The sequence below is a fragment of the Clostridium thermobutyricum DSM 4928 genome (genome assembly GCF_002050515.1).
Lineage (GTDB): Bacteria > Bacillota > Clostridia > Clostridiales > Clostridiaceae > Clostridium > Clostridium thermobutyricum.
The window spans coordinates 152,054-164,052 of record NZ_LTAY01000059.1 but is presented as its reverse complement, the minus strand read 5'-3'; the positions used below and the strand labels follow the sequence as shown (position 1 = coordinate 164,052).

Sequence of the window (11,999 nt, the reverse complement as noted above, 5' to 3'; positions counted from 1 at the left end):
TATCCTCCCATCTTTCACTATTATTTTATAAGCTACATAGCAAGAGAAACATTGCTATGTAGCTTTTCTTAATAGGGACTATTTTGATCCTTTTATAAATTCTTTGTATGGTATACGAATTGAAACTTCAGTATCATCAAATTTATACTCAGTTCCTTCAATAGCTGATTTTCCTTCAACTAAATTTAATCCACATTCTAAAAGAGCTTTAGCCATTGCTTCTGCATCTTGAAGAACTGAACCTGTCATTAAGCCTCTTTCAATTAAATCTTGAGCTGCTTCAGTTGCATCAACACCTACTACAGGAATAGTCTTTTTAGCATCTCCATTGTTATATCCTTGAGCTTGTAATGCTGCTATTGCTCCTTGAGCCATACCATCATTATTTGCTATTACAACTTCAATATCATCTTTAAATCTTGATAACCAAGCTTCAGTAGCATTTTGAGCTAATGCTTGATCCCAGTTACAAACTTGTTGAGCTAACTTTTCAGTCTTGATTTTTGCTTCATTAATAGTATCTACTGAATATTTTGTTCTTGCTATAGCTTCTGGATTATCAGGTTCACCTTGAAGCATTACATATTGCATTACTCCATCACCATTTTTATCTATAGCTTTTGAATCTTTTTGCCATAATTTAGATAATATTTTTCCTTGTAATACACCAGCTTCTTTTGCATTAGTTCCTACAAAAATAGCTTTGTCGTAAGATTTTATTGCATCAGTAGTTCCCGGCTCTCTGTTAAATAATACTACTGGAACTTCTTCAGCCTTTATTTTATCTACTACAGTTTGTGCTGCTCCTGTATCTACTAAGTTAACTAGTAATAAATCCATTTCCTTTTGAAGAAGTGTATCTATACTATCATTTTGAGTAGCTTGGTCACCTTTTCCATCAACTATAGTAAGTTCTATTTTCTTATCATTTTCCTCAGCAAGCTTTTCTATGTTTTGTCTTACTGTAGAAATATAAGTATCATCAAATTTATAAAGACATACTCCAACCTTAATAGTGTCTCCTGTCTTTGCATCTCCATCAGATGCAGCTCCTCCACATCCAACTAATGAAATAGTCATCATTGCTGTTGCCATAGCCATAGCTAATACTTTCTTTACATTTTTCATAAATCCCATTCCCTCCAAATATATAAATTCTCTTAGTTATCGTTTACAATTCTATTATATTTAAATAACTATTTTTTTACATATAAAATCCTACACACTTTTATCAAAATTCTTAGGTGTTTTAAAAAAACTCCCTTGATAAACTGATATTAAATGGTAATGAAATCATTATAGTGAAAGAAATCATGGAATTAAAAAAGCAAATGACTAAAATACAAGATGGAAATGAAATATAAAAAAGCTATGGCTATATTTGCAACAAAAAAATTTAGAAGAAATAATATTTTATTGAAAAAAGAGTACAAATAAAAATTTCACTTAAAGCATTAGTACTCAACATTGCTAAATTGCATACTAAAATTAATAAGACTAGATTATGTTTTAGTCATTTTAAAACTAAATTACTTCAAAAACTATAATAGAAAATAAAAAAAAGAAGTATATTTACCTCTTTTAGTCATGTTCTAAAATAAATATTTAATCAATATATTTCATAGTATATTTAGAAAACTAACTTAAAAAATAGTTTTAAAACATGTTTTTAATTTTAAAATAAAAGAACCGTTACAAAATGATTATTAATCATTTTGCAACAGCCCTTTATATTCTATAAATTATACTTCAAATAATTTACTAATTGGTTTATCATCATATATTCTTTGAATAGCTTCAGCAAAAATTGGTGCTACTGATAATGATTTGAATTTATTTTTATCAATATTTTCTGGAAGATCAATTGTATTTAACATAACTAATTCTTCTATTGCTGAATTATTTATTCTTTCAAATGCCGGTCCTGATAAAACTCCATGTGTGCAGCATGCATAAACATTTTTTGCACCTAAATCTTTTAAAGCATTAGCTGCATTTGTAATTGTTCCAGCAGTATCAATCATATCATCAAGAAGTATACATCTCTTTCCTTCTATGTCTCCAATAATATTCATTATTTCTGATACATTTGCTTTTGGTCTTCTTTTATCTATTATAGCTATAGGTGCATGTAATTTATCAGCAAACTTTCTAGCTCTTGTAACACTTCCAAGGTCAGGTGATACAACTACTACATCATCTTGATCATCCATTCCTTTATCAATAAAATACTGAGCTAATATTGGTGATCCAACTAAATGATCAACAGGAATATTGAAATATCCTTGTATTTGTGATGCATGTAAATCCATAGTTAATACTCTATTTGCTCCAGCAGTTGTTAAAAGATCAGCAACTAATTTCGCTGTTATTGGATCTCTTGACTTAGCTTTTCTATCTTGTCTTGCATATCCATAATAAGGTATAACAGCTGTTATTCTTCCAGCTGAAGCTCTTTTAAAGGCATCTATCATTATTAATAATTCCATCAAATTATTATTAACTGGTGATGAAGTTGATTGAACTATAAATACATCAGCACCTCTAACAGTTTCATTTATATCAACTGATATTTCTCCATCACTAAAAGTTCCTACTTTTGAATCTCCTAATTCTACTTCTAAAATTTTAGCTATTTCTTTTGCTAGCTCCGGATGAGAATTCCCTGTGAATATTTTAATATTATTTCCGTGAGTTACCATTATTTGAAGACCTCCTAATTATTTAACCATTTAAATTATTTTTTTAATCCTTTTTTTTCAACCCAACCCTTTATATTTCTTTGTTTAGCTCTTGCTATCGCAAGATCTCCTTCAGAAACTTCATTAGTTATTGTTGAACCTGCTGCAATATATGTGTTGTCTCCTACTTTAACTGGTGAAACTAAATTTGTATTACAACCTATAAAGCTATTATCTCCAATTATAGTTTTATGTTTTTTCTTTCCATCATAATTTACTACAACTGTTCCACAACCAAAGTTACATCCGCTTCCTACTTCTGCATCACCTATATATGTTAAGTGAGCTACTTTAGTTTCATTTCCAATGTTAGCTTTTTTAATTTCTACGAAATCTCCTATTTTCACATTATTCCCAATGCTACTTTCTGGTCTGATATAAGCGAATGGACCTACATTAGTATTCTCTCCAACTTTACTTTCTAATATTACTGAAGATTCTATTGTTGCTCCATTTTCTATAATACTATCTTTTATTCTTGTATTTTGAAGTATTGTACATCTTTGACCAATTTTTGTGTTTCCTTCTAATATTGTATTTGGATAAAGAATAGTATCTTTTCCTATTACAACATCAGCTCCAATATAAGTTGATCTTGGATCAATTAAAGTTACCCCATTATCTAAATGTATTCTATTTATTCTATTTCTTAATATTTCTTCTGCTTCTGCAAGTTGAGCTCTTGAGTTTACTCCTATAGTATCCTCATAATCAGTTACTACAGCTCCAACTTTTTTACCTTCTTCTTTAACAATTCCAATGGCATCAGTTAAATAGTATTCACCTTGTACATTGTCATTTGATATTTTTTCTAAAGCATTCACTAAATCTTCAATATCAAAGCAATACATTGCTGCATTCATTTCATTAACTTTTAATTCTTCTTCATTACAATCCTTATGTTCTACTATTTTTAAAACTTGCCCATTTTCATCTCTTATTATTCTTCCGTATCCTGTTGGATCCTCTACTAATGCACTTAATAAAGTTGCTGAATTATTATTTTCTTCATGATACTTTATTAATTCTTTTATAGTGGTTTCTTTTGTTAATGGAGCATCTCCTGCAAAAATAAGTACAGTTCCTTTTTTTCCTTTTAAAAATTCTGCTGCACATTTAACTGCATGACCTGTCCCTAGTTGCTCTTCTTGTAAAGAATATGAAACTTTTCTACTTTCTGTTTCTTTCTTTACTAATTCTGCGCCTTTTCCAATGATTACATTGACATCCTCTATACTAGCCTTTCTCATGTTGTCTATAACATGATTAACCATTTCTTTTCCACATACTTTGTGTAAAACTTTTGGTATATCAGATTTAATTCTTGTTCCTTGACCTGCTGCTAGTATTAACGCACATCTATACATCTTACCACCTCTATTTTACAATTATTTACCATTGATTTTCTTTTATTTTATTTGAAAAAATTTTTTTCTTTATATCTATATTATTATATTTCATAGATTCTTGTATTTCAACCTTTGGAAAATATTAAATAGTCAATCTATGGAATTTTAAACATAAAAAAAATAAAGAGTTTCCTCTTTATTTTTTCAAATCTTCAATTTAATTAATAATTTTTTAAAACCAGATTTTCATAAAATTATAATAATTTAAATTAACTCTATTAACTTATTCAAATAATTTTGAAGGTCTTATATCTGATATTATTGATTCTTCAACTGAATGTAACTCTACTATTGATACATAATCATCTACAAGTTTTTTATTAACTTCTTTATTATCAACTAAAACTCCAATACCAATTAGTTCACTATCAAATTCTTTTAAAAGGTCTTTTATCCCTAAAGCTGTTCCTCCACCTTTCATAAAGTCATCAATAAACACACATCTTGAATTATTCTTCATAGCTTTCTTTGAAAGAGACATTTGCTGAAGTCTTTTACTTGTTCCTGAAACATAGTTAATTGTCATTGTTGGTCCTTCTGTTACTAAAGTATCTCTTCTAGCAATAACTAACTGTATTCCTAAATTCCTAGCTACTTCATAGGCTAGTGGAATTCCTTTTGTTTCAACTGTTATTATATAATCAATTTCTTTATCATTAAACCAAGCTGAAAGAATAGTTCCAGCTCTACTTATTATTTCTGGGTTATACATTAAATCAGTCATATAAATTCTATCACCTGGTATAACTCTTCCTTCATCTTTTAAAATATCACATAAATTTTCTGCAAAATCTTTAGCCATAGAATTACCTATTCTAGGTATATATTTTATGCCACCTGAAGCACCTGAAATAGTCTCTACTTTTCCCATCTCTAATTTATCTAATATTTCTCTAACTATAACTATATCTTCACTTATAGTTGATTTTGCAGCATTTAATAATTCAGAAAATCTATTAAGACCTATAATTTTATTAGGATTTTCTGTTAATATTTTAGTAATAGCTACAACTCTACTGTTTCTGCTTAACTTCTCCATTATAAACTCACCTTCATTTTATATTTATACGAATTATTTCTATATTTTCATTGCTTAATATTCATATTTTATTCTATATTCATATTTTTATCAAGATATTTGAAGCGATATTTTTCTCTCTATTATTCTGTTTTTTAGCTATTTTATCTATGCAGAATAAAAAACTTCTATAAATTAAGGAAATTTTTTTAAATATTCACCTTTTTGTTGTGTTCAATTTTCAAAAAATGTATATAATTATAAATGAATTAATAAGGAGAGGTGATTTTTATGTCATTCGATTTTATAAAAGACAAACAAAAGAAAGTTCACTTTATTGGAATTGGTGGTATCAGCATGAGTGGTCTTGCTGCTGTACTTTTAAATAATGGATTTAAAGTTTCAGGTTCTGATTCAAAAGAATCTAAAATTACAAATAGTCTTAAAGAAAAAGGTGCTGAAATATATATCGGCCATAAAAGAGAAAATTTACAAAATGTAGATTTAGTTGTTTATACTGCAGCTATTCCTAGTGATAACCCTGAAATTCTAGAAGCAAAAGAAAATAATATTCATTTAATGGATAGAGCAGAGTTTTTAGGATTAATAATGAAAGGACATAAATACAATGTAGCTGTTGCTGGTACTCATGGAAAAACTACAAGTACTTCTATGATAACTAACATAACATTAAAAGGAAATCTTGATCCTACTATATTGGTAGGTGGAGAATTAGATATTATTGGAGGAAACTATAGAATTGGTAACAGTGATTACTTTGTTACTGAAGCATGTGAATACAAAGAATCATTCCTAAAATTCTATCCTTATGTAGGTATTATCTTAAATATTGATGCAGATCATCTTGATTATTATAGAGATTTAAACCACATAATAGAAACTTTTAAAAAGTTCTCAACTCTAATACCAGAAGATGGTTATCTAATTGGATATAATGGTGATAAAAATGTTAGAGGAATCTTAGAAGAAGCTAAATGTAATACTTTAAGTTATGGTTTAGAAGATGCAGATGTAACTGCTAAAAATATAGAATTTAACAACAAAGGTTGTGCTACATTTACAGTTAATAAAAAAGGTGAGGACTTATTTACTGTAAGTCTAAATATGCCTGGAACTCATAATATTTTAAATGCTCTTTCAACTATTTGTGTTGGATTAATATTTAATATTCCATTTGAAAAAATAGCTGAAGGTCTTAATGAGTGCAAAGGTGCTCACAAAAGATTTGAATATAAAGGAGAAATTAATGGTATAACAATTATTGATGATTATGCTCATCATCCTGTTGAGATACAAGCTACTCTTAACACAGCTAAAAAAATTCCTCATGGCAAAACTTATTGTGTTTTCCAACCACACACTTATACAAGAACTAAAACATTATTTGATGAATTCACTACAGCATTTAAAGATTCAGATGAATTAATATTAATGGATATATATGCTGCAAGAGAAAAAGATACTGGACTTGTTTCTTCTGATGAATTAGGTGATGCAATAAGAAAAACAGGTTTAAAATGTACAAACGTTCATTCACATGATGAAGCTGTTTCTTATTTAAAAAAAGTAGCAAAAAAAGATGATATGATATTAACAGTTGGTGCTGGAGATGTTGTTATTGTTGGAGAAAAATTTTTAAACTTATAAAATTCTAATAAAATAATAAAATTTATTATTTATCATATTATATTTAAGCTAATTATGTAGTTAATACATAATTGGCTTTTTCTTTATTTATCTGTTATATTTCCATTTCACTCTTAACACTTTCTTCATTTATTATACATGTTTTGTCAAAAAAATTTATTTTTTTCTTTAACTTTATTCATTTTTAGTTTATAATTTAATTAATTAATTCAAATTTGAAACACTTTATATAATTTTTCGACATTTTTTCACATTTCTGAAACATTTTCAGAAAACATTTACTAATGATTTATAAAGGTTTCGCAAATAAACTACAAAGGAGAAATGAAATTGAGCAGATTTATAGGTTTATTAGGTATTACTGTGATTATTGGAATTGCGGTCTTATTCTCTGAAAACAGAAAAAAAATAAATTGGCGTCTTGTTGGGACAGGTCTTGGTCTTCAAGTTGTTTTTGCTGTTTTCATATTAAAAATTCCTGCTGGAGCAAAATTTTTCAATTTTATTAGTCAGGGTATTACTAAACTTCTTGATTTTACAAAAGAAGGGTCATCATTCTTATTCGGTCCATTAATGGATACAAATACAATTGGATCAATATTCGCACTTCAAGTTTTACCAACAATAATATTCTTCTCAGCTTTAATGGGAATACTTTATTATTTAGGTATAATGCAATTTATAGTTAAAATTATTGCTAAAGGTATTTGTAAATTACTTGGTACTTCTGGAGCTGAAACTTTAAGTGCGGTTGGTAACATATTCTTAGGTCAAACTGAAGCTCCTCTTTTAATTAAACCATTTATTAGTGATATGACTCGTTCAGAGCTTATGGCAATAATGGTTGGTGGTATGGCAACTGTTGCTGGTGGAGTTATGGCAGGATATGTTGCAATGGGAGTTAATGCTGGAGATTTATTAGCTGCTAGTATAATGGCCGCTCCTGCTGGATTAATACTTGCTAAAATTTTAGTTCCTGAAACTGAAGAACCAAAAACTAAAGATGTTAACGGAATAAAAATAGAAAATACAGCTTCTAATGTTGTTGAAGCTGCTGCTAATGGAGCTAGTGAAGGTTTAGGATTAGCACTAAATGTTGCTGCTATGCTTCTTGCATTCGTTGCACTTATGGCTTTATTTAATGCAATACTAGGTGCAATAGGTGGATTCTTTGGAGCTCCATGGCTTAGCTTCCAATGGATACTTGGTAAGATATTCTCTCCACTTGCATTCCTTATGGGAGTTCCTGCATCTGATATAACTACAGCTGGTAGTTTATTAGGACAAAAAATAATGCTTAACGAATTCGTTGCATACTCAGAACTTTCAAAAAATATAGCTCATGCTGCAGGATATCAAATACTTCAACCTAAAACTATACTTATAATGACTTATGCATTATGTGGATTTGCAAATATTAGTTCAGTTGCTATCCAAATAGGTGGAATTGGTTCACTTGCACCTGAGAAAAAAGGACTAATTGCTAAACTTGGTTTCAAAGCTCTACTAGGAGGAGCACTTGCTACTTGTTTAACTGGAACAATAGCTGGAGTACTTTTCGCAGTGTAGTTTAAATAAAAAATAATTAAAAATAATATTCAAATTTAAAATCGTCTTAATTTAAATTAGGACGATTTTTTTATTTAATCAAATTTATTTCTGTTTTATTTCTGTAAAAGTTTTTATATTAAATATTTATGTCTAATTAATATTAAAATTATAAATTAATAAAATCCTTGATTTATGTCAAGGATTTATAAATCTATAAATGATAACATTAGCCTCGTAAAAAGAAAAAATTTCTAATTAATAAAGGAGATGTTTATATATGAAGACAACTGTTGGTAATTATTTAATAGATAGTTTAAAAGAATATGGAGTTAAACACATTTTTGGTGTTCCTGGAGATTATAACTTAAGCTTTCTAGATCAAATAGATGACTCTGAAGATATAGAATGGATTGGTAATTGTAATGAATTAAATGCATCTTATGCAGCTGATGGATATGGAAGAATAAAAGGTATGGCTGCTATTGCAACAACTTTTGGAGTTGGAGAATTAAGCGCTGTTAATGGAATTGCAGGTTCCTATGCTGAAAATGTTCCAGTTGTAAAAATTGTTGGAATTCCTTCAAGTAAAGTAGTAGAAAATAGAAAATTAGTTCATCATACTCTAGGAGATGGAGAATTCTATAGATTCAATGAAATGTTTAAAGAAGTTAGTGTTGCTCAAACAATATTAAATGAAATAAATGCTAAAGAAGAAATTGATAGAGTTCTTAGAGAATGCTATTTATATAAAAAACCAGTCTATATTGGAATGCCAGTAGATTTAGCAACTAAAGTAATAAATGTTTCTGAAAAAACTTCTTATAATCTAGAGAGTGATAAAAATAGTTTAAATAGTTTCATTTCAAATGTAAAAAGTTTAATGTCTAACTCTAAAAAGCAAATGATTTTAGCTGATTTTGAAGTTAATAGATATAATTTAAATAAAGAACTTCAAGAATTTGTTGAAGCCTCAAATCTTCCTGTTTCTTCATTGGCTATGGGAAAAGGTGTTATAGATGAAACTCATCCTAACTTTGTAGGAGTATATAGTGGTTCTTTAAGTAATGAAAATATTACTAAGCTAGTTAAGAGCTGTGATTTAGCATTTTTAATTGGAGTTAAACTTACAGATTCAATAACTGCTGGGTTTAGTTACATAAATAAAAATATAACTCTTGTAGAAGTTCATCCTTTATATTGTAGAATAGGTGAAAACTTATTTAGTAATATTTTAATGAAAGATGCTTTAGAATCTTTAAAAAATTTAAATGTTGAATTTTCTAAAAATGATACACCACATGTTTCATTAATAAATAATTTTGAAGCTACAAATACTCCTCTAACTCAAAAAAGATTTTTCCAAGGAATTGAAAGTTTCTTAAATGAAAATGATATATTAATCGCTGAACAAGGTACTTCTTTCTTCGGTTCTTGCTTAGTTAATATGAAGAAAGGATGTACATTTATAGGTCAACCACTTTGGGGTTCAATTGGATATACTGTAGGTGCTTTATTAGGAACTCAAATCGCAGATAGAAATAGAAGAAATATTCTTTTAGTTGGTGATGGTTCTTTCCAATTAACAGCTCAAGAAGTTTCTACTATGATTAGAGAAAATCTAAGCCCTATAATAATGGTTATAAATAATGATGGATATACTGTTGAAAGACTTATTCATGGTCCTAACAGAAAATATAATGATATAAATATGTGGGATTATTCAAAATTAGTTTCTGTATTTGACTTAGAAGGAAACAGAAGTATTAGCTTTAAAGCAAAAACTGAAATTGAATTAATGAATGCTTTAAAAGAAGCTGATAATAATAAAGATAAACTTACTTTTATAGAAGTTTGTATGGATAAAATGGACTCTCCTCAATTATTAAAAGATTTAGGTGAATTATTCTCAAAACAAAATAGCTACTAAAAGTAAAAAAGACTTTTTCTAAAATGAAAAAGTCTTTTTATTTATATATTTTTTTACCACTCACATTTTTCTGAAACGAATTCATTTTTCTTAAAATTTAGAACCTCTCCTCCTAAATCTGAAAAATCAAACTCTACATAACCTAAATTTGAAACTAAAATAAACATTTCCCTAGCATTTTTATAAGATAAATCTTTGTAATCTTTTATAAATTCATTAATCTTCTTATCTGAAATACCATTTTTACTATAAGTAACTTTCATTCCATAAGGTTCTTTTTCAGTATATAATTCAAGTTTGTCGAAATAAATATTTCCCGGTAAATTATTCACTAATTTTATCATATCTGAATTATTTCCAACTAAACTTCCACTTAAAGACGAAAGTTTCTCAATATCTATTTTAGTTATTTCTTCTGATTTATTATTAACTGATATATTTTCATTATTACACCCAATTAAAACTAATGCCATTATAGTTGTACTTAGTATCTTAATTAAATTTTTCATAAATTCTCCCCTTATTAACCACTATATAAAAATAAATAACCTAAAATTTATATGTTATCTATTTTTTTAATCTTAGACTACTTTATAACTGTTACTTCTTTGCTAACACAGTTTAATACTTCATGACCATCTTTTGTTACTAATACTAAATCTTCTATTCTAACACCAAAATCATCTTTTAAATATACTCCAGGTTCAACTGAGAATATCATTCCCGGTTCTAAAACTTTATCATTTACACCACTTACATCTCCAAAATCATGACAATCAATTCCTATGCAATGCCCTGTTCTATGTGTAAAATATTCTCCATAACCATTTTCAGTTATATATTCTCTTGCAGCTTTATCTATATCACTAAATTTTACACCTGGTTTTACAGCTTCTATAGCTCTTTCATTTGCTTCTTTAACTATTGAATAAATTGATTCATGCTTATTTGAAGGAACTTTTCCAAAGAAAACTGTTCTAGTCATATCAGAACAATAATCTTTATATACACATCCAATATCTATAACAATACTATCTCCAACATTTAATCTTGTATCATCTGTTTCATGGTGTGGATCTGCTCCATTTGGACAAAAAGCTATTATTGGACTAAAAGAAAACTTATTTGAACCATTTTTTTCATAAAGTTCTTTTAAAAGATCAACACATTCAAGTTCTGTCATACCTTCTTTTAAGTGTCCCCATAATTCTTTCATAGTTTTATCATTTATTTTTGATGCTTCTTTCATAAACTCTATCTCTTCTTCATCTTTAATCATTCTAAGTTCATCTATTATAACTGAAGAATTCTTATATCCCTTTGCCGCATTAAGTTCCATTAACTCTATTAAATAATGTGATGGCCAAGTTTTATCTATTCCTAAATTTGAAGTATTGTCTATATACTTAGATAAAATTTCAGTTGGATTATCTGTATCTTCATACCAAACAATATCTACCCCTAAATCTTCATTCACTGGGAAAAGCTTATTATTTATTAATTTATGGTCTCCATTTGATTTAATAAGAAGAACTATCATTCTATTTCCTGGATGAAACCATTTCCCTGTTAAATAAAATAATGAAGATGGTGCTGAAACAAGAATTTGATTTAAATTCTCTTCTTTCATTCTATCTATAACCTTTTTAACTCTATTTTCTTTCATATTTCCCTCCTATTGTTTA

General features: G+C 27.9%; 9 protein-coding genes. 3 read left to right on the top strand and 6 right to left on the bottom strand.

Going from position 1 to position 11,999, the window contains the following annotated elements; genetic code table 11:
• Window positions 1-78: 78 nt before the first annotated feature.
• From CLTHE_RS11580 to purR, 4 genes are all read right to left on the bottom strand, one after another.
• Window positions 79-1,128 carry a galactose ABC transporter substrate-binding protein gene (locus CLTHE_RS11580; RefSeq protein ID WP_080023576.1) on the bottom strand — a complete coding sequence of 350 codons (1,050 nt, stop codon included), beginning with the start codon at window positions 1,126-1,128 and terminating at the stop codon, window positions 79-81.
• A gap of 614 nt (window positions 1,129-1,742) precedes the next feature.
• On the bottom strand, window positions 1,743-2,702 hold the full coding sequence (locus CLTHE_RS11575; RefSeq protein WP_080023575.1) for a ribose-phosphate diphosphokinase: 960 nt from the start codon (window positions 2,700-2,702) through the stop codon (window positions 1,743-1,745).
• Between the two features lie 35 nt (window positions 2,703-2,737).
• A complete protein-coding gene (gene glmU / locus CLTHE_RS11570; protein ID WP_002598994.1) occupies window positions 2,738-4,108 on the bottom strand; it encodes a bifunctional UDP-N-acetylglucosamine diphosphorylase/glucosamine-1-phosphate N-acetyltransferase GlmU in 1,371 nt (456 codons plus the stop codon).
• A 265-nt stretch (window positions 4,109-4,373) separates the two neighbouring features.
• A complete protein-coding gene (gene purR, locus CLTHE_RS11565) occupies window positions 4,374-5,189 on the bottom strand; it encodes a pur operon repressor (RefSeq protein ID WP_002598995.1) in 816 nt (271 codons plus the stop codon).
• A 270-nt stretch (window positions 5,190-5,459) separates the two neighbouring features.
• Here purR and murC point away from each other — a divergent pair, with 270 nt between their 5' ends.
• The 3 genes from murC to CLTHE_RS11550 all read left to right on the top strand — a co-directional run bounded on the left by murC (window position 5,460) and on the right by CLTHE_RS11550 (window position 10,314).
• Window positions 5,460-6,836: a UDP-N-acetylmuramate--L-alanine ligase gene (gene murC / locus CLTHE_RS11560; protein WP_080023574.1), complete on the top strand. Its 1,377-nt coding sequence runs from the start codon at window positions 5,460-5,462 to the stop codon at window positions 6,834-6,836.
• Between the two features lie 330 nt (window positions 6,837-7,166).
• On the top strand, window positions 7,167-8,405 hold the full coding sequence (locus tag CLTHE_RS11555) for a NupC/NupG family nucleoside CNT transporter (protein ID WP_080023573.1): 1,239 nt from the start codon (window positions 7,167-7,169) through the stop codon (window positions 8,403-8,405).
• A 259-nt stretch (window positions 8,406-8,664) separates the two neighbouring features.
• The gene (locus CLTHE_RS11550; RefSeq protein WP_080023572.1) at window positions 8,665-10,314 is read left to right on the top strand and encodes an alpha-keto acid decarboxylase family protein; all 1,650 of its coding nucleotides are present in this window, start codon (window positions 8,665-8,667) and stop codon (window positions 10,312-10,314) included.
• Between the two features lie 53 nt (window positions 10,315-10,367).
• Here CLTHE_RS11550 and CLTHE_RS11545 read toward each other — a convergent pair whose 3' ends face one another.
• Both CLTHE_RS11545 and CLTHE_RS11540 read right to left on the bottom strand, forming a co-directional pair.
• Window positions 10,368-10,823: a DUF4825 domain-containing protein gene (locus tag CLTHE_RS11545; protein ID WP_080023571.1), complete on the bottom strand. Its 456-nt coding sequence runs from the start codon at window positions 10,821-10,823 to the stop codon at window positions 10,368-10,370.
• Window positions 10,824-10,900: 77 nt separating this feature from the next.
• A complete protein-coding gene (locus CLTHE_RS11540) occupies window positions 10,901-11,980 on the bottom strand; it encodes a M24 family metallopeptidase (RefSeq protein WP_080023570.1) in 1,080 nt (359 codons plus the stop codon).
• Window positions 11,981-11,999: the final 19 nt, after the last annotated feature.

What these genes read in the sequence shown, in the direction of transcription:
- CLTHE_RS11580 (WP_080023576.1), bottom strand. Translation starts at nt 1,128, where the DNA reads ATGAAAAATGTAAAGAAAGTATTAGCTATGGCTATGGCAACAGCAATG.
- CLTHE_RS11575 (WP_080023575.1), bottom strand. Translation starts at nt 2,702, where the DNA reads ATGGTAACTCACGGAAATAATATTAAAATATTCACAGGGAATTCTCAT.
- glmU (WP_002598994.1), bottom strand. Translation starts at nt 4,108, where the DNA reads ATGTATAGATGTGCGTTAATACTAGCAGCAGGTCAAGGAACAAGAATT.
- purR (WP_002598995.1), bottom strand. Translation starts at nt 5,189, where the DNA reads ATGGAGAAGTTAAGCAGAAACAGTAGAGTTGTAGCTATTACTAAAATA.
- murC (WP_080023574.1), top strand. Translation starts at nt 5,460, where the DNA reads ATGTCATTCGATTTTATAAAAGACAAACAAAAGAAAGTTCACTTTATT.
- CLTHE_RS11550 (WP_080023572.1), top strand. Translation starts at nt 8,665, where the DNA reads ATGAAGACAACTGTTGGTAATTATTTAATAGATAGTTTAAAAGAATAT.
- CLTHE_RS11545 (WP_080023571.1), bottom strand. Translation starts at nt 10,823, where the DNA reads ATGAAAAATTTAATTAAGATACTAAGTACAACTATAATGGCATTAGTT.
- CLTHE_RS11540 (WP_080023570.1), bottom strand. Translation starts at nt 11,980, where the DNA reads ATGAAAGAAAATAGAGTTAAAAAGGTTATAGATAGAATGAAAGAAGAG.